The sequence below is a fragment of the Pseudomonas abietaniphila genome, from assembly GCF_900100795.1.
Taxonomy (GTDB): domain Bacteria; phylum Pseudomonadota; class Gammaproteobacteria; order Pseudomonadales; family Pseudomonadaceae; genus Aquipseudomonas; species Aquipseudomonas abietaniphila.
In genome coordinates this window covers 46,301-64,802 of record NZ_FNCO01000001.1, presented here as the reverse complement: position 1 = coordinate 64,802, position 18,502 = coordinate 46,301, and the positions used below count along the sequence as shown (strand labels likewise).

Sequence of the window (18,502 nt, the reverse complement as noted above, 5' to 3'; positions counted from 1 at the left end):
AAAAAACCACCGCTGCCGTAAAGACCGGCAACGGGTTGTTGGCATCACGCCTCGACCAGACGGCCTTCTTCCAGGCGCCATACGCGGTCCATCTGACGGGCCAGCGCCATGTCGTGGGTCACCACCAGGAACGCGGTCCGCGATGAGGTGCTCAGTTCCAGCATCAGGTCCTGAATGCCTTGTGCGGTATGGGAGTCGAGGTTGCCGGTCGGCTCGTCGAGCATCACCAGCCCCGGCTGATTGACCAGCGCACGGGCAATGGCCACGCGCTGACGCTCACCACCCGACAGCTCCGAAGGCTTGTGCGCCAGACGGTGCTTGAGCCCTACCCGCTCCAGCAACGCCGTCGCGCGTTGGCGCGCTTCCGGAATCGGCGTCTTGCCGATCAGCAGCGGCATGCAGACGTTTTCCAGCGCGGTGAACTCAGGCAGCAGGTGGTGGAACTGGTACACGAAACCCAGTGCGCGGTTGCGCAGCAGGCCACGGGCCTTTTCGTTGAGTGCGGACAATTCTTCACCGGCCAGCCAGACGCTGCCTTCGGTAGGCGTGTCCAGTCCGCCCAACAGGTTGAGCAAGGTACTTTTGCCCGACCCCGAACTGCCGACGATCGCCACGCGCTCGCCCGGGTGCAGTTCCAGCTGCAGGCCCGACAGCACCACGACGGATTCCGGGCCTTCCTCGTAGGATTTGCCCAGGTTGCGGCAACTCAGTACAGCTTTATCACTCATGCCCGACTCACTCATAACGTAGCGCCTCCGCCGGCTGGGTGCGCGCAGCACGCCAGGCGGGATACAGGGTGGCGAGGAAACTCAGGACCAAGGCCGCGCCGCAGACCAGCAGCACGTCTTCAGCCATCAATTGCGAAGGCAGATAGTCGATGAAGTAGACATCCGCGTTGAGAAACTTGTGACCGATCAGGCCTTCGAGCGCCGAAATCGCCGAGCTGACGTTGAGCGCGGCCAGAATGCCGACACCGGCACCTACCAGCGTGCCGACGACGCCGATCACCGTGCCCTGAACCATGAAGATGCGCATGATCTGGCCCGGCGTGGCGCCCAGCGTACGCAGGATCGCGATGTCACCGCGCTTGTCGTTGACCACCATCACCAGCGTGGAAATGATGTTGAACGCCGCCACGGCCACGATCAGCAACAGGAGCAGGCCAATGATGGATTTTTCCATGCCGATGGCCTGATACAGGTTGCCGTGGGTACGGGTCCAGTCGCGCGAGTAATACTGGTGCTCACCCAGGTTCTGGGCAATCTCGTAAGCCGTACGCGGTGCCTTGAACAAATCGGTGAACTTCAGGCGCAGCCCTTGCACCTGATCGGGCTTCCAGCGATGCAGACGCGCCAGGTCCTGCAGGTTGGTCACACCGAGATAACCGTCCAGCTCGCCGGCGCCGACGTGGAAGATGCCGACCACGGTGAAGCGCTTCATGCGCGGGAACATGCCGGCCGGAGTGACCATCACTTCAGGCGACACGAACGTCACCTTATCGCCCAAGCCCACACCCAGTTTGGTCGCGGCCTTGTCGCCGATGACCACGCCAAAGCCGCCTGACACCAGATCGTCAAGACTGCCCTGTTTCATGAAGCCGTCGATAATCGAAACTTTGCGTTCCTGAACCGGGTCGATGGCATTGAGCAGGATTTTCTGCACATTGCCATTGTTGGTCAGCAAACCCTGCATCTGGGTGAACGGCGCGACCGCCTCCACCTGCGGGTTCTGTTTGACCTTGGCCGCCAGGCTTTGCCAGTCGCTGATCGGTTCGCCGGATTCGATGGTCGCGTGGGGGACCATGCCGAGGACGCGCGTGCGCATCTCATGATCGAAACCGTTCATGACCGATAACACGATTATCATCACCACAACGCCAAGGGCGAGACCGATCATCGACGTCAGGGAAATGAAGGAGACAAAATGATTACGGCGTTTTGCACGGGTGTAACGCGTGCCGATGAATACAAAAAGAGGTCTGAACATGTAGGGGCTTGTTCGGAGGAATGGGAACGTCCTTGTGGCGGGCCTTGGCCGGCAGCTTTACACTCAAATCGCTGAGTAACGATTGCGAGCAATCACTCTGACAACCGCCGCTACCATGGGTTCGCCATGTCGACATTAGATGAAGAAGAACGCCGCGAATACTACCGTATCGAGGACAGCGTCGCACTGGAAATTCAACGCATTCCAGCCGCTGGCACCCTTGATGAACACCCCCATGACACCAGCTCGACACTCTTCGACCTGCTGAGCGAGCTGCACGTTGCCGAGTTCGAGTCCCAGCACCTGCTGCGCCAGCTCGACGATCGCGACCGCACGACCAACAGCTTTCTGCGGGCCATGAGCAAGCGCATTGACCTGCTCGGCCAAGTGGTCGCGCAGACCGTGCTGGGCAAGCTGGGCGCCCCGCAAAAGGTGATCATGTCGGAAGGCGGCTTGCAATTCGAGTCCCACCAACCCTTCCCTGTCGGCAGTCTGCTGTCGGTCAAAATGGTACTGATGCCCCAAGCCTCCGGCATGATGCTGCGAGCCAAAGTGACGCAGTGTCACTCATTGACCATTGGCGATTTCGAGATCGGCACCGAGTGGATCGACCTCAGTGATGCCCAGCGCCAGTTGCTCGCCCGACACATCCTGCAACGACAAGCCGCACAGCGGCGGTTGGCGCGTGAGCAGAACGACCCTGATGTGAAATAAACCGATTACTGCCTTAGCGCGCTTTCGAGGAACAATTGTGACCTTAATTTACGGCCACCGCGGCGCCAAGGGCGAAGCACCGGAAAACACCCTGACCAGCTTTCAGGAATGCCTCAAACACGGGGTCAAACGTTGCGAACTGGACCTGCACCTGTCTCGCGACGGCGAACTGATGGTGATTCACGACCCGACCCTGAAACGCACCACTGACCGGCGCGGTAAGGTCATCGAACATGACGCCGCCGATCTGGTGACCTACGACGCCCGCAAAGGGGGTCCGGGCTGGGTGCAGCCCTGTCCGATACCGCGACTCGAAGAGCTGTTCGAAAAGTGCGCGTTCGATCACTGGCAACTGGAAGTTAAAAGCGCTTCGCGTACCCGCGCAGCAACCACCGTGCTGGCGATTCGCGAGATGGCTCAGCGTCACGGCCTGCTGGACAAGGTCACCATTACCTCAAGCTCCCGGGAAGTCCTGCGCGCAGCCTTGGAGCTTACGCCCGATCTGTCCCGTGGACTGGTGGCAGAGTACGCATGGCTGGACCCACTGAAGGTCGCGGTGGGTTATGGGTGCGAGATTCTGGCGCTGAACTGGACGCTGTGCACGCCGGAACGCCTGAAGAAAGCCCAGGCGCTGGGCCTGCATGTGTCGGTGTGGACCGTCAACGAGCCTGCGCTGATGCGCAGACTCGCCGACTTCGGCGTTGACAGCCTGATTACAGACTTTCCCGGTTTGGCCACTGCCACGCTCGAGAATTACTGAAATCGGTCTCCCCGGCCGGCTCAGGCCACCGGCCGGAGCCGCTCAAAAAAGCCGGTTGAGGCCGTCGTACGCCGCGACCCGATAGGCTTCGGCCATGGTCGGGTAGTTGAACGTGGTGTTGACGAAATACTTGAGGCTGTTCGCTTCACCCGGCTGGTTCATGATCGCCTGACCGATGTGCACGATCTCCGACGCCTGGTCGCCGAAGCAATGCACGCCAAGGATCTGCAGGGTCTCGCGGTGGAACAGAATCTTCAGCATGCCGACCGGCTCGTTGGAGATCTGCGCTCGGGCCATGCTCTTGAAGAACGCCTTGCCCACTTCGTACGGCACCTTGGCCACGGTCAGGTCGTGTTCGTTCTGGCCGATCGAGCTGATCTCCGGAATGGTATAGATGCCGGTCGGCACGTCGTTGACGAAACGCCAAGCGCCGTTGTCGACCGCGCTGCCCGACGCCGAACGCCCCTGGTCATAGGCGGCGCTTGCCAGACTCGGCCAGCCGATCACGTCGCCCGCACCGTAGATATTCGGTTGACTGGTGCGATACGCCTCATCGACTTCGATCTGGCCACGACCGTTGGCCTTGATGCCGACGTTTTCCAGGCCCAGTTTGTCGGTGTTGCCGGTACGGCCGTTACACCACAGCAAGGCGTCGGCCTTCACCTTTTTGCCTGACTTGAGGTGCAGCACGACACCGTTTTCCAGGCCTTCGACGCGCTCGTACTCTTCGTTGTGGCGAACCATCACGTTGTTGTTGCTGAAGTGATAGCTCAAGCCCTGGGAGATTTCCGAGTCGAGGAAGCTCAGCAGTTGATCACGGTTGTCGATCAGTTCGATGTCCACGCCCAGACCACTGAAGATCGACGCGTATTCGCAGCCAATGACGCCGGCACCGTAGATGATCAGTTTGCGCGGGGTGTGGTTGAGGCTGAGGATGGTGTCGCTGTCGTAGATACGCTTGTGGGAAAAGTCGATATCGGCCGGACGATAGGGACGCGAGCCGGTGGCGATAATGATCTGGTTCGCGACCAGTTTTTCCATGACACCGGTGTTGCACACCACGTCGACGGTTCGCTCGTCAGCGAAACTGCCGGTTCCGAAAAACACGTCAACGCGATTGCGCGCGTAATAGCCGGTGCGCGACGCCACCTGTTTATTGATGACTTTTTCGGCGTTCTTCAACACGTCCGGGAACGAGAACCAGCGTGGCTCGCCAATGGCCCGGAACATCGGGTTGGTATTGAACTGAATGATCTGCTTGACCGAGTGACGCAACGCCTTGGACGGGATCGTGCCCAAGTGAGTGCAGTTGCCGCCGACCTGCCGACGGCTGTCGACCATGGCTACCTTGCGCCCAGCCTTGGCGGCGTTCATTGCCGCGCCTTCCCCAGCTGGGCCGGAACCCAGTACCACTACGTCGTAGTTGTAGACAGCCATGCGTACTCCTTAGAACAGGCCGAGGCGCCACTCTGGCGTCTCTGGCTAAATCATGCCGCGGCCGGCGGCATGAGAATCGAAACTCGCGGCGCAGTCTAATCGTCCAGCGTCGCGGCGAACATTAACCCTTGGTCGCGTCGCAGGCCAATCTTGTCTGCGGCAAGGGCATACGATCACCGCAAAAAGCCGGCTGTATGCCCAATTGCTGCGGATGATAAATCCCTTGGCGTTACGAATCCTAAAAAAACCTGCAATTTTGTGGGTTTCTACCGAATTCCGACGTTTATTAAGGAGCAGCGACTGACTTGCTGTGGCCGCATCGCGCAGAAAGTGTCATACCCTTGTGTGGGATCTTTCGATAAAGGGCGCGATCATGCGACACCGCTTCATTCACTGGATGCTGTTAATGGGACTGCTGTGCAGCGCGCAGGCCATGGCCTCTCAGGCGGACCTGCTAAAGCAGGCCGATTTTCCCGCTCGCCTCGAGGGGCAAACCCCGGCGCTGGAGCGCAAGAATCAGGCGATTCTCACCTACTTGTGGACCGATGTTTACGCCGCCGCGTTTTATGCCGAACCGTCGATCACCGCCAGGCAGGCGGTTTTCACCCAGGCACCGCAGAAACTGGAACTGTTTTATTTCCGCGACATTGACCGTGAGGACGTGATCAAGGCCGCCAACGCCACGCTTGAACGTCAACAGACCAAAGAGACGCTGGCACGGCTGAGGCCCGAACTGGACCGACTCCACCAAAGTTTTCAGAACATCAAGCGAGGTGACCGTTATGACCTGAGCTGGGACCGCAACGATGGCCTCAACCTCACGCGTAACAGCAAAGTGATCTTCGCCAGCCCCGACCCCGAACTGGCCAAGGCCTACTTCGCGATCTGGCTCGCGCCGGACGGTTTATCGTCCGATCTGCGTGAAGCCTTGCTGAAGTAAAAAACCGCCCCCGGCGCTCGTCGGGGGCTTCAGGCGACTCCTCTGCCTGCGCGCGACATAAAACCGCATTGCCTTTCATCGCGACGGTCTACCGCCAAGGCCCGCGGCTGCCCGAATTAATTGCCATTCGCCACTTTTACACATATCGTTACAAATCTGTATCGCTCGAGACCCAGCTCGAACGGCGCAGGAGAGGACGCATAAATACAACGGATCCCCCCAGCTAGACAGCCTAAGTGAGTAATTCCAAATGGCCTCGAACACAGGCAAAGGCAAGGCGATATTTCGCGTTGTCAGCGGCAACTTCCTTGAAATGTTTGATTTTATGGTCTATGGCTTCTACGCCACGGCCATCGCCAAGACCTTCTTCCCCGCCGACAGTGAATTCGCGTCCCTGATGCTTTCGCTGGCGACCTTCGGCGCCGGTTTCCTGATGCGCCCGCTGGGTGCGATCTTCCTTGGCGCCTACATCGACCACCACGGCCGTAAAAAAGGCCTGATCATCACCCTCGCCATGATGGCGATGGGCACGATCCTGATTGCCTGCGTGCCGGGTTACGCGACCTTGGGTGTCGCGGCGCCGCTGCTGGTGTTGGTCGGTCGTCTGCTGCAAGGCTTTTCCGCCGGTGTGGAACTGGGCGGTGTTTCGGTCTACCTGGCCGAAATCTCGACCCCCGGCCGCAAGGGCTTCTTCGTCAGCTGGCAGTCCGCGAGCCAGCAAGCGGCTGTGGTGTTCGCCGGTTTGCTGGGTGTGGGCCTGAACCACTGGCTGAGCCCGGAAGAGATGGGGCAATGGGGCTGGCGCGTACCGTTCCTTGTCGGCTGCATGATCGTTCCGGCCATCTTCATCATCCGCCGTTCGCTGGAAGAAACCCCCGAGTTCGAAGCCCGCGCTCGCAAACATCGCCCGACCATGGGCGAAGTGATGAAGTCCATCGGCCAGAATTTCGGTCTGGTGATCGCCGGTATGGCGCTGGTGGTCATGACCACTGTGTCGTTTTATCTGATCACGGCGTACACGCCGACCTTCGGCAAGAACGAACTGCACCTGTCGGATCTGGACAGCTTGTTGGTCACGGTGTGCGTAGGGATTTCGAACTTCATCTGGCTGCCGGTCATGGGCTCGCTGTCGGACAAGATCGGCCGCAAGCCGCTGCTGCTGGCGGCGACCATTCTGGCCATCGTCACAGCCTACCCTGCGCTGTCCTGGCTGACCTCGAACCCGAGCTTCGTCAACCTGTTGATGGTCGAGCTGTGGCTGTCGTTCCTGTACGGGTCGTACAACGGCGCAATGGTGGTTTCGCTGACCGAGATCATGCCGATAGAAGTGCGTACCACGGGTTTCTCGCTGGCCTATAGTCTGGCGACCGCGACCTTCGGTGGCTTCACGCCAGCGGCCTGTACGTATCTGATTCACGTGCTGGACAACAAGGCGGCGCCTGGCATCTGGCTGAGTGGCGCTGCGGTGTTGGGCTTGATTGCGACGCTGGTGCTGTTCCGTAAGGGTCAGACGCGCATTCAAGGTGCTCCAGCGGCGGGTTGAGCCTGATTCGTTGTGACGCTGAAAGAAATGCCCCGACTGGTTCGGGGCTTTTTTTTGGCGGGGATCTCGCGCTCTTGGCATATCCGAGATCTCGGGTGATGCTGATTTTTTGGTTCTGCCTAACGGCAGATCTGTTCCGCCTTCTGGCTCCTGGTTGGGCGACTCCCTCGTCGTCGTTCCTTCACTCCGGCGACGCTCCGTGGGCCCGCCGCCATCGGCCATCCATGGCCGGGGGCGGCTCTCGCGGCATCCATGCCGCTCGGCCCACTGCGCATCGCCTGCGTTCAGCCTGCACCCAAGTCGCGTTTTGTGGTGTCTGGACTGTCGCGGTACGAAAAGCACGTCAAGAACGAGGCAGAGCGAGAGCTAGCAGGCGACTTCAATGTTGTTTTTGACTCTGCCGAAGGCGTAGGAGCGCGGCTTGTCCCGCGATCTGCCGGGAACCGGCAGCAAATCCGGTGCATGCGGTGTATCAGGTACAACCGAGTTGCCTGATTTTGCTACCGCTGCGCGGCAGATCGCGGGACAAGCCACGCTCCTACAGGATTCGCGCTATCCGATGCTTTTGCTCTTGATCTTCCTGCCTCGCCAGGCTAGACACCACAAAACGCGACTTGGGTGCAGGCTGAACGCAGGCGGCGTGGAGTGGGACGAGCGGCATGGATGCCGCGAGAGCGCCGCCAGGACATGGATATCCGTTCGGCGCGTGCCCATGGAGCTTCGCCGGAGTGAAGGGACCCGACGCAGGAGGGCCCAACCAGGAGCCAGGACACTTGGCTGCCTCTTGAAACAAAGAGGGGGGTCTTTTCAAGTAACCCGCCGAAGACGGAACAGGTCTGCCGTTAGGCAGAACAAACTTCAGCGTCACCACCGAAATCGGATACCACCCAAAAGCTAACACCGACACTTAACCCATAAAAAAACGCCCCGAACCAGTCGGGGCGTTTTCATGTGGCTTCAACGTGCAGCTTGAAACTCGCCGTTCAACGCTGCTTTTACTTCGGGAACGCCGGTGGGTTAACGCCCGCCATGTCTTCCATCACGCGAACCACCTGGCAGCTGTAACCGAATTCGTTGTCGTACCAGACGTACAGAACAACGCGGTTATCCATGCAGATAGTCGCTTCAGCGTCCACCACACCCGCGTGGCGCGAACCCACGAAGTCGGTGGAAACCACTTCCTGCGAGTTCACGAAATCGATCTGCTTGTGCAGGTCCGAATACAGCGCGGTGTGGCGCAGGTACTCGTTCATTTCTTCGCGGGTGGTCGCGGTGCCCAGGTTCAGGTTCAGGATCGCCATCGACACGTTCGGCGTCGGAACGCGGATTGCGTTACCGGTCAGCTTGCCGGCCAGTTCAGGCAACGCCTTGGCAGCCGCTGTCGCAGCACCGGTCTCGGTGATGACCATGTTCAGCGCGGCGCTACGGCCACGGCGGTCGCCTTTGTGGAAGTTGTCGATCAGGTTCTGGTCGTTGGTGTACGAGTGAACCGTTTCAACGTGACCGTTGACGATACCGAACTTGTCGTTCACAGCCTTGAGGACCGGAACAATGGCGTTGGTGGTGCAAGAAGCCGCGGAAATAATCTTGTCATCAGCGGTGATCTGCTGGTGGTTGATGCCGTGAACGATGTTCTTCAGCTTGCCTTTGCCCGGTGCGGTCAGCACCACGCGGTCAATGCCAGGGCACTGCAGGTGCTGGCCCAGGCCGTCGGCATCACGCCATACGCCGGTGTTGTCGACCAGCAGCGCATCCTTGATGCCGTACTGGGTGTAATCCACCTCGGTTGGGCTCTTGGCGTAAATCACCTGAATCAGGTTGCCGTTGGCGCTGATGGTGTTGTTGGCTTCGTCGATGGTGATGGTGCCGTCGAACGGACCGTGTACCGAGTCACGACGCAGCAGGCTTGCACGCTTGACCAGATCGTTCTCGGCGCCTTTGCGCACGACGATGGCGCGCAGACGCAGGCCGTCGCCACCACCGGTTTTTTCGATCAGGATACGCGCCAGCAGACGACCGATACGGCCGAAACCGTACAGCACGACGTCAGTGCCTTTGCGAGCGCCGGAATTCTGTTGGCCTACGATTTCGGCCATTTCTTCACGGACGAACTGCTCGGCAGTGCGACCGTTGGCTTCGGCCTTGTATTTGACGGCCAGCTTGCCCAAGTCCACCGAAGCGGCACCCAGTTTGAGCTCGCTCATCGCTTTGATGAGCGGGAAAGTCTCGTGTACAGACAACTCGGTTGCGTCTGCCTGGCGGTGACGCGCAAAGCGGTGAGCTTTGAGAATCGCGATGACTGAACGGTTGATCAGGGTGCGGCCATAGATCGAACTCACCACATTGTTATTGCGGTAGAGCTGACCGATAAGCGGGATCATCGCCTCGGCGAGTGCTTCACGATCGATCCATTCACCAAGACACTGGTCGGGCTTCTGAGTCACGGGAACCTTCCACATGTAGGGGCTGAAAAAAGGGACTACATTATGCCCAAGCCTTTGTTTATGAGCAATCCAGTGTTTTGAGATCTCGGAGCACTACATAAATCGGCGAGCACAAAACTGACAGCGGATTCCCGATTTAGTTACAATCCCCGGCTTTGCCGCAACGCCTGGAGCTTTATCTTCCGTGCCCGTTCTGCGCCTACCGATTCTCCCTGCTGCCGCAGGCAAACAACATTGGGGCAACCTGCCCGGTGCCGCTCAGAGCCTGGCCATCGCCGAGGCCGCCAGCGCCGCGAAACGCTTCACCCTGCTTTTGACCGCCGACAGCCAAAGCGCCGAGCGACTCGAGCAGGAACTGAAGTTTTTCGCCCCTGAGCTTGCGGTGCTGCATTTCCCTGACTGGGAAACCCTGCCCTACGACCTGTTCTCGCCGCACCAGGACATCATCTCCCAGCGCATCGCAAGCCTGTATCGGCTGCCCGAGCTGGAACATGGCGTGCTGGTCGTGCCCATTACCACCGCCCTGCACCGCCTGGCGCCGACCAAATTCCTGCTCGGCAGCAGTCTGGTGCTGGACGTCGGGCAGAAACTTGATGTCGAGGCCATGCGAACGCGGCTCGAAGCCAGCGGTTATCGCTACGTTGACACAGTGTACGAACACGGCGAGTTCACGGTGCGTGGCGCCCTGATCGACCTGTTCCCGATGGGCAGCAAACTGCCCTACCGAATTGACCTGTTCGACGACGAAATCGAAACCCTGCGCACCTTCGAGCCGGAAACCCAGCGTTCCATCGACAAGGTCGATTCAGTGCGCCTGTTGCCGGCCAAGGAATTCCCGCTGCAGAAGGAGGCCGTCACCCGGTTCAAGGCGCGGTTCCGCGAGCGGTTCGACGTCGATTTCCGCCGCAGCCCGATCTTTCAGGATTTGAACAGCGGTATTACCCCGGCCGGTATCGAGTACTACATCCCGCTGTTCTTCGAAGAAACCTCCACCCTGTTCGACTACCTGCCACAGGACACCCAGGTGTTCTCGCTGCCGGGCATCGAACAGGCGGCGGAAACGTTCTGGAAGGACGTGCGCAGCCGTTACGAAGAGCGCCGCGTCGACCCTGACCGACCGCTGTTGCCGCCTGCCGAGTTGTTCCTGCCGGTGGAAGACTGCTTCGCGCGCCTCAAAAGCTGGCCTCGGGTGGTCACCAGCCAAGACGACGTCGACACCGGCGTGGGCCACGAGCGCTTCCCGGCGCAGGTGTTACCGAACCTGGCGATTGAGGCCAAGGCCAACGAGCCATTGGCGGCGCTGTCCAACTTCCTCAACGACTTCCCCGGCCGCGTGCTGTTCACCGCCGAATCGGCCGGTCGACGCGAGGTGCTGCTTGAACTGCTCGAGCGCCTGAAGCTGCGCCCGAAAACTCTGGACAGCTGGCAGGAATTCGTCGACAGCAAAGAGCGGCTGGCGATCACCATCGCACCGCTGGACGATGGCCTGGTGCTGGACCAGCCCGCGCTGGCGCTGATCGCGGAAAGCCCGTTGTTCGGTCAGCGCGTGATGCAGCGTCGTCGCCGTGAAAAGCGTGCGGACGGCCATGCCAACGACGCGGTCATCAAGAACCTTGCCGAGTTGCGCGAAGGTGCGCCGGTGGTTCACATCGACCACGGCGTCGGGCGCTATCTGGGCCTTGCCACGCTGGAAGTGGAAAACCAGGTCGCAGAGTTCCTGATGCTGGCCTACGCCGAGGACGCCAAGCTGTATGTCCCGGTGGCCAACCTGCATTTGATCGCACGCTACACCGGCAGCGATGACGAACTGGCACCGCTGCACCGTCTGGGTTCCGAAGCCTGGCAGAAAGCCAAGCGCAAGGCCGCCGAACAGGTGCGCGACGTGGCGGCCGAGCTGCTCGATATCTATGCCCGTCGCGCCGCGCGCGAAGGCTACGCGTTCGCCGATCCGAAGCTCGACTACGAAACCTTCAGCGCCGGCTTCCCGTTCGAGGAAACCCCGGACCAGCAGACCACCATCGAAGCGGTGCGCGCCGACATGCTGGCGCCTAAACCGATGGACCGCCTGGTCTGCGGCGACGTCGGTTTCGGCAAGACCGAAGTGGCGATGCGCGCGGCGTTCATCGCCGTACACGGCGGCAAGCAGGTCGCGATCCTGGTGCCGACCACCCTGCTCGCCCAACAGCACTACAACAGCTTCCGCGACCGTTTCGCCGACTGGCCGGTGACCGTTGAAGTCATGAGTCGATTCAAGTCGGCCAAGGAAATCAATGCCGCCGTGGCCGATCTCGCCGAGGGCAAGATCGACATCGTCATCGGCACCCACAAGCTGTTGCAGGACGACGTCAAGATCAAGAACCTGGGGCTGGTGATCATCGACGAAGAACACCGCTTCGGTGTCCGTCAGAAAGAACAGCTCAAGGCGCTGCGCAGCGAAGTCGACATCCTGACCCTGACCGCCACGCCGATCCCGCGGACCCTGAACATGGCCGTGGCCGGTATGCGCGACCTGTCGATCATCGCCACACCGCCTGCGCGTCGCCTCTCGGTGCGCACCTTCGTCATGGAGCAGAACAAGCCGACCGTCAAAGAGGCGCTGCTGCGCGAGCTGTTGCGCGGCGGTCAGGTCTACTACCTGCACAACGACGTGAAGACCATCGAGAAGTGCGCCGCGGACCTCGCCGAGCTGGTGCCCGAAGCGCGGATCGGCATCGGTCACGGCCAGATGCATGAGCGCGACCTCGAACAGGTGATGAGCGACTTCTACCACAAGCGCTTCAACGTCCTGATCGCCTCGACCATCATCGAGACCGGGATCGACGTGCCAAGCGCCAACACCATCATCATCGAGCGCGCCGACAAGTTCGGGCTGGCCCAGCTGCACCAGTTACGCGGCCGGGTCGGACGCAGTCACCACCAGGCGTACGCGTACTTGCTGACACCGCCGCGCAAACAGATCACGCCCGACGCCGAGAAGCGCCTGGAAGCGATCGCCAACACTCAGGATCTGGGTGCAGGCTTCGTGCTCGCAACCAACGACCTGGAAATCCGCGGCGCGGGTGAACTGCTGGGCGAAGGCCAGAGCGGGCAGATCCAGGCGGTCGGCTTCACCCTTTATATGGAGATGCTCGAGCGCGCGGTAAAGTCGATCCGCAAGGGCGAACAGCCGAACTTGGATCAACCGCTCGGCGGTGGACCGGAAGTCAACCTGCGTGTGCCGGGGCTGATTCCCGAGGATTACCTGCCCGATGTGCATGCACGCCTGATTCTGTACAAACGCATCGCCAACGCCGCCGATGAGGAAGGCCTGAAAGACCTGCAGGTGGAAATGATCGACCGCTTCGGCTTGCTGCCGGAACCGACCAAAAACCTGGTGCGCATGACCTCGCTCAAGCTCAAGGCCGAGCAACTGGGCATTAAAAAGGTCGATGCCGGGCCGCAGGGTGGACGAATCGAATTCGGCGCCGATACTCCAGTAGATCCGCTGGCGCTGATCAAGCTGATTCAAGGGCAACCCAATCGCTACAAATTCGAAGGCGCCACGCTGTTCAAGTTCACGGTGCCGATGGAGCGACCCGAGGAGCGCTTTAATACGCTGGAAGCGCTGTTCGAGCGTCTGACCCCGCCGCCTTCCAAACAATCGGCTTAAGGATTCACCATGCGTCTGCTTCACTCGCTCACCCTGCTGCTGGTGCTATTCGCCCCTGCAGCGTTCGCCGATGGTACGTATCAGGTGGAACTGATCCTGTTCCGCCAGAACGGTGAACCCGCGGAGACCAACCAGCCAGCGCCGGAAGACTGGGCCGCCGGCGCGCGAACACTGGGACCCGACAACCAGGCGTCCACCGCGCTGGACACACTGGCGGGCAAGCTGGAATCCAGCGAGGGCTATAAAGTGCTGTTGCACCGTGCCTGGCAGCAGGACCTGAGCGCGACGCCGAGCAAGGTGGCGATCAGCAGCGGCCAGAAACAGTTTGGCCACTACCCGATCGAGGGCACGGTGAGCCTGGGTCTGGCGCGTTTTACGGACATCGACGCCAATTTCTGGGTCAACCAGCTCGATGACCATGGCGTGCTGGTCACCAGCGAACGCATGCGTCAGGCGACCCGCGTCAGAAACGGCGAATTGACCTACATGGACAACGGGAGCCTGGCGATGTTGATCAAAGTCTCTCCTCTTCAAGCACCGCGTTGACGTAGGGCAAGACGTGTCATCCTCATTGGAAAAAGCCCTGGCGCTGCCATGGGAACCGTTATTCAAGGCGCAAAGCGTGGAACGCGGGCTTGACTATGCCCGGCAGAAACGCGTCACCCTGGATCACATCAGCGCCGATCTGGTGCGCACCGTGTGCCGAGGGTCGAGCCTTGAAACCTACACCCAGACCCTGCTATTCAAAGACCCCGACCGCACCCGTAATTTTATCGTCGGCAAGTGCACCTGCCCGGTCAGAAACAACTGCAAGCATTGCGCAGCCGCGTTGTTTTTCCTTCAGGACCCGGAAAACAGGCCTACGATCGCGGCGGCTGCGGGCAATCTGAATGGCGCACGCAAGCCGGGGATCGAGAAAAAACCCGCGCTGCCGGTCAAGCTGTTGAAAGGCGTCGAACCGGAGCCGCGCCTGATCCTGGCCAGCTTTGAGTTCAGCGCCTACGAACCCCGTAACGGCAAGATGCAACGGCACATTCAGCACCGTGCGGCCCTGGCGTTCCGCTACCGCGAGATGTTTGTCTCGGGCGTGCCCAGCGCCGGCCGCTCCAGCGACATTCTGTGGCACCTCAAAGAAGAAACCATTCGCATGCGCCGCGTGCTGGATCGCGAGGCGCAGTACCGCAAGCAGTTGCAGGACATGGGCTTTCGCATCGCCACCCGGCAGAGCAAGGCATTGCCCGATAGCGCCGGTGAAATGTTCGAGCTGCCAACCGACAAGGCCTGGCTGACCTTCATGCTCGACGAGCTGCCCGTGCTGCGCGAGCAGGGGTGGCAGATCGAAATGAACGCCGATTTCGGGTTTGACGTGACGCCCGTGGACGACTGGTACGCGACGGTCGATGAAGCACCGGAACGTGACTGGTTCGATCTGGAGCTGGGGATCATCGTCAATGGCGAGCGTCTGAGCCTGTTGCCGATCCTGATCAACCTGCTGCGCACGCACCCCGAATTGATGACGCTGAACGGCATCGCCAAACGGCGTGATGATGAACAGCTTCTGGTGCAGCTCAATCACTTCACCCAGCGTGGCGGCGTTCCGATTCAGGTCGCCCTGCCCTACGGTCGCTTGAAGACCGTGCTGGCCACGCTGGGCGACTTCTACTGGCGTGAAGACGGCAACACCGCGATTCGCCTGAGTACCGCCGATGCGGCACGGCTCAAGCCGCTCGACGACATGCCGTTGCTGTGGCAAGGGGGCGACCGGGTCCGTCAGTTTTCCGAACGGCTTTTTAACATCAAAGACACCCAGGTCACGGTTCCGGAAGGTCTCAATGCCACGTTGCGCCCGTATCAGCTGGAAGGGTTGAGCTGGATGCAGGCCCTGCGCGAGCTGGAAGTCGGCGGCGTGCTGGCCGATGACATGGGTCTGGGCAAGACCCTTCAGACCCTGGCGCATCTGTTGCTGGAAAAACAGGCCGGGCGACTGGATTGCCCGGCGCTGGCGGTCATGCCGACCAGCCTGATCCCCAACTGGATGGACGAAGCGAAACACTTCACGCCGCAGCTCAACGTGCTGGCGTTGTATGGCGCGAACCGCCACCAGGACTACGAGAGCCTTCAGGATTACGACCTGATCCTCACCACCTACGCCCTGTTGCCACGGGACGTTGAGCTGCTGAGCAAACAGCTGCTGCACGTGCTGGTGCTCGACGAAGCGCAGTACATCAAGAACCCCAACAGCAAGGCCGCGCAGGCCGCTCGCCAGCTCAACGCTCGTCAGCGCCTGTGCCTGAGTGGCACGCCGCTGGAAAACCACCTGGGCGAGCTGTGGTCGCTGTTTCATTTCCTGATGCCCGGCTGGCTGGGCGACGTGAAGCAGTTCACCCTCAATTACCGCACGCCCATTGAAAAGCTCGGCAACGAAGAGCGTCTTCAGCACCTGAACGCGCGAATCAAACCCTTTCTGTTGCGGCGCACCAAAGAACAGGTCGCCACCGAACTGCCGCCCAAGACCGAAATCGTCCACTGGGTCGAACTCAACGATGCTCAGCGCGACGTGTACGAAACCATGCGCCTGGCCATGGACAAAAAGGTCCGCGACGAGATCACGCAAAAAGGCGTGGCACGCAGCCAGATCATCATTCTGGAAGCATTGCTCAAACTGCGGCAGGTCTGTTGCGACCTGCGTCTGGTCAACAGCGTGCCGCCCAATCCTCGCCATTCCACCTCGGCGAAGCTGCAGAGCCTGATGGAAATGGTGGAAGAGCTGCTGGCGGAAGATCGCAAGATTCTGCTGTTTTCACAATTTACGTCGATGCTCGAGTTGATCGAAACGGAGCTGGAACACCGCGGGATCGAGTACGCCTTGTTAACCGGCAAGACCAGGGACCGTCGAACACCGGTCCAGGACTTCCAGAGCGGCAAACGCTCGATTTTCCTGATCAGCCTCAAGGCCGGCGGCACGGGTTTGAACCTGACAGCGGCCGATACGGTGATCCACTACGACCCTTGGTGGAACCCGGCCGCTGAAAACCAGGCCACCGACCGCGCCTATCGCATCGGTCAGGAAAAGCCGGTCTTCGTCTACAAGATGATCGCCCGAGGCACGGTGGAGGAGAAAATCCAGCACCTGCAGCAAGAGAAGCGCGCGTTGGCATCCGGCGTGCTGGACGGTCGCGCCGCCGGAGACTGGAAACTGCAGGGCGACGACATCGAAGCACTGTTCGCCCCCCTGCCCTTGCCGCCCAAGAAAGCGAAGCGCTAACCCGCCAGCACAGATTCCTCGGCCCACTGGACGTAACACACCACCACCGGCATCTCGTGTTCGGCGCAGAAATCCAGCCAGCGCAGTTGGTTGTCCTGCAACCGGTCGCCCGGGCCTTTGACTTCGATCATTCGATAGCTGCGCTGCTCAGGGTAGAACTGGATCAGGTCGGGCATGCCGGTGCGGTTGGCCTTGATGTCTTGCAGCAGACGGCGGAACCAGCGTTTTAGGTGCTGCGGCGGCAGGCAGTGCAGCGCCTGCTCGAGCAGCTCCGGCGTCAGCGTGCCCCAGAACACGAAGGGTGATTGCAGGCCGAACTTGTCGACGTAGTTCTGCCGGATCGCCGCCTGATAGCGACCATCGTCCAGTTGCGCCAGACAGGCATCGAACAACGTCGCGCGACGCGGGTAGAAGTCGGGGCTGTGCAGGTCGCTGGGCGCGCTGTGAAACGGATGGAAGAATGCACCGGGCAGCGGGGCGAAGATCGCAGGCCAGCACAACAGCCCGAACAGCGAGTTGATCAGCGCATTCTCGACGTAATGCACCTCACTGCCCTCTTCGGCCAAGTGCAGTTGAATCAATCGCTCAACGCTGTGTTCCGGCAACGGCACCACGCTCAGGTCCAGCCGAGTGACGGCCCGAGTGGTCCGCCGTCGAACACCACCCTGCCCCAGCTTGCGTTGCAGGCGCGGCTGAATGCGCAGCAGGTGCTGGGTTTCTTCATCGTTTTCAGGCGCCGACTGAGCCTGCAGCAAGAGCGCCATGGCTTCAGCGTAGTGCTCGATGCGCTCAAGCACGCGAATCCTGCGTACCCGCGCACCGGGATAACTGGACTGTGTGTACACGGCCAACGCCAGCGGCCAGTCCTGCTCGCGCTCGGCCTGATAACCGATCTGGAACAGCAGCTTGGCCCGGCGCATCGCCAGCCACGGGTTTGCGGTGTTGACGCTCGTCGCCTGAGCGGCCAGTTCGTGCAACACCGCGCCTTCGTCCAGCGCCTGGCGGCAGGCGTGCAGATGCAGGCACGTGTCGATGTCTTCCCGTCGGCCGATACCCCGCGACTCGACGGAAAATTCGACTTTCTCGTAGCGATAAATGCCCAGATCCGCCAGCACGAATTCGGACCACTCCTGGTACAGATTGCCGAAATACAACAGACGCAAGCGATCGCACAACGGCATGACCTCCAGCCCGAAGACCACGTCATCAAGGCCTGAGAACCACTGATCCAGCGGTTGCGCCTGCGCGTACAGCGGCAGGAGTCGCTCCAGCAGATCCGCTTTTTTCTCCGTGCTCCTGATTCCGTGATCCTTGAAACAAAGCCCCAGTTCGTCCTTGCGCAGCAGCGCGAATAACCCATGAAGATCCAGATGAGGCTGTGCGTCGACCCATCCACACGCCAAAAGCGACGCGGCAGCCAGCCGCACGTCACCGATCTCGGCATAATTCAGCTTGCTGGCACGAAACAGAGTCCCCTTGCGCATGACCATCCGCACCAGCAACGCCTGGGAAGGCTGTGACAGACGCGCAAAGTGCTCGATGAACCGACGCTCGTCATCATCGAGCAGATCGTCGTAGCGCTGACCAATCCAGCCCAGCACCTGGCGAAAGTTCTCCAGGTAATAGAACGGGTTGTCGAGGGGGGAAGTGCTCACGGCGCGGTCACGTTACGGCAGTTGGAAAGGCGTCAGGATACTGTGTATCCGTACAGATTCCAGCCCCTTTTTGCCATCAATCGCAACCGGTCTGATCAACGGCAACCGG

At 60.6% G+C, this 18,502-nt stretch carries 12 protein-coding genes; 7 read left to right on the top strand and 5 right to left on the bottom strand.

Features of this window, described 5'->3' with window-relative positions:
* Window positions 1-44: 44 nt before the first annotated feature.
* Together lolD and BLS87_RS00250 are read right to left on the bottom strand one after the other, a co-directional pair.
* Window positions 45-728, bottom strand: a complete 684-nt coding sequence (gene lolD, locus BLS87_RS00255; RefSeq protein WP_167362020.1) for a lipoprotein-releasing ABC transporter ATP-binding protein LolD — start codon at window positions 726-728, stop codon at window positions 45-47.
* Between the two features lie 7 nt (window positions 729-735).
* Window positions 736-1,986, bottom strand: a complete 1,251-nt coding sequence (locus BLS87_RS00250) for a lipoprotein-releasing ABC transporter permease subunit (protein ID WP_074749409.1) — start codon at window positions 1,984-1,986, stop codon at window positions 736-738.
* A 126-nt stretch (window positions 1,987-2,112) separates the two neighbouring features.
* On the opposite strand from BLS87_RS00250, the gene BLS87_RS00245 reads away from it, so the two are divergent.
* Window positions 2,113-2,700: a PilZ domain-containing protein gene (locus BLS87_RS00245; protein WP_074749408.1), complete on the top strand. Its 588-nt coding sequence runs from the start codon at window positions 2,113-2,115 to the stop codon at window positions 2,698-2,700.
* A 37-nt stretch (window positions 2,701-2,737) separates the two neighbouring features.
* Window positions 2,738-3,460: a glycerophosphodiester phosphodiesterase gene (locus tag BLS87_RS00240; protein ID WP_074749407.1), complete on the top strand. Its 723-nt coding sequence runs from the start codon at window positions 2,738-2,740 to the stop codon at window positions 3,458-3,460.
* 42 nt (window positions 3,461-3,502) lie between these two features.
* Here the strand turns inward: BLS87_RS00240 and sthA are convergent, their stop codons facing one another.
* Complete coding sequence (gene sthA, locus BLS87_RS00235) at window positions 3,503-4,897, bottom strand: Si-specific NAD(P)(+) transhydrogenase (protein WP_074749406.1); 1,395 nt, start codon at window positions 4,895-4,897, stop codon at window positions 3,503-3,505.
* A 373-nt stretch (window positions 4,898-5,270) separates the two neighbouring features.
* Here sthA and BLS87_RS00230 point away from each other — a divergent pair, with 373 nt between their 5' ends.
* On the top strand, window positions 5,271-5,837 hold the full coding sequence (locus tag BLS87_RS00230; RefSeq protein WP_074749405.1) for a chalcone isomerase family protein: 567 nt from the start codon (window positions 5,271-5,273) through the stop codon (window positions 5,835-5,837).
* A 250-nt stretch (window positions 5,838-6,087) separates the two neighbouring features.
* Window positions 6,088-7,380 (top strand): MFS transporter, encoded by a 1,293-nt coding sequence (tcuC, locus tag BLS87_RS00225; RefSeq protein WP_074749404.1) that lies wholly within the window; start codon window positions 6,088-6,090, stop codon window positions 7,378-7,380.
* A gap of 995 nt (window positions 7,381-8,375) precedes the next feature.
* Here tcuC and BLS87_RS00215 read toward each other — a convergent pair.
* Entirely contained in the window at window positions 8,376-9,839 is a 1,464-nt protein-coding gene (locus tag BLS87_RS00215; protein WP_074749402.1) for a glyceraldehyde-3-phosphate dehydrogenase, read from the bottom strand.
* Between the two features lie 169 nt (window positions 9,840-10,008).
* Here BLS87_RS00215 and mfd point away from each other — a divergent pair, with 169 nt between their 5' ends.
* Genes mfd through BLS87_RS00200 form a run of 3 tightly spaced genes read left to right on the top strand, consistent with a single transcriptional unit; the run spans window position 10,009 to window position 16,738 of the window.
* Window positions 10,009-13,473, top strand: a complete 3,465-nt coding sequence (gene mfd / locus BLS87_RS00210) for a transcription-repair coupling factor (RefSeq protein ID WP_074749401.1) — start codon at window positions 10,009-10,011, stop codon at window positions 13,471-13,473.
* A 9-nt stretch (window positions 13,474-13,482) separates the two neighbouring features.
* Window positions 13,483-14,019 carry a CsiV family protein gene (locus BLS87_RS00205; RefSeq protein ID WP_074749400.1) on the top strand — a complete coding sequence of 179 codons (537 nt, stop codon included), beginning with the start codon at window positions 13,483-13,485 and terminating at the stop codon, window positions 14,017-14,019.
* A 13-nt stretch (window positions 14,020-14,032) separates the two neighbouring features.
* The gene (locus tag BLS87_RS00200) at window positions 14,033-16,738 is read left to right on the top strand and encodes a DEAD/DEAH box helicase (protein WP_074749399.1); all 2,706 of its coding nucleotides are present in this window, start codon (window positions 14,033-14,035) and stop codon (window positions 16,736-16,738) included.
* Here BLS87_RS00200 and BLS87_RS00195 read toward each other — a convergent pair.
* Window positions 16,735-18,393: a VRR-NUC domain-containing protein gene (locus BLS87_RS00195; RefSeq protein WP_074749398.1), complete on the bottom strand. Its 1,659-nt coding sequence runs from the start codon at window positions 18,391-18,393 to the stop codon at window positions 16,735-16,737. The two genes, BLS87_RS00200 and BLS87_RS00195, sit on opposite strands and share 4 nt — an antisense overlap.
* Window positions 18,394-18,502: the final 109 nt, after the last annotated feature.

Excerpts from the sequence above, each read along its gene's own strand:
- BLS87_RS00245 (WP_074749408.1), top strand. The coding sequence starts at position 2,113 with ATGTCGACATTAGATGAAGAAGAACGCCGCGAATACTACCGTATCGAG.
- lolD (WP_167362020.1), bottom strand. The coding sequence starts at position 728 with ATGAGTGATAAAGCTGTACTGAGTTGCCGCAACCTGGGCAAATCCTAC.
- tcuC (WP_074749404.1), top strand. The coding sequence starts at position 6,088 with ATGGCCTCGAACACAGGCAAAGGCAAGGCGATATTTCGCGTTGTCAGC.
- BLS87_RS00215 (WP_074749402.1), bottom strand. The coding sequence starts at position 9,839 with ATGTGGAAGGTTCCCGTGACTCAGAAGCCCGACCAGTGTCTTGGTGAA.
- BLS87_RS00205 (WP_074749400.1), top strand. The coding sequence starts at position 13,483 with ATGCGTCTGCTTCACTCGCTCACCCTGCTGCTGGTGCTATTCGCCCCT.
- sthA (WP_074749406.1), bottom strand. The coding sequence starts at position 4,897 with ATGGCTGTCTACAACTACGACGTAGTGGTACTGGGTTCCGGCCCAGCT.
- BLS87_RS00250 (WP_074749409.1), bottom strand. The coding sequence starts at position 1,986 with ATGTTCAGACCTCTTTTTGTATTCATCGGCACGCGTTACACCCGTGCA.
- BLS87_RS00230 (WP_074749405.1), top strand. The coding sequence starts at position 5,271 with ATGCGACACCGCTTCATTCACTGGATGCTGTTAATGGGACTGCTGTGC.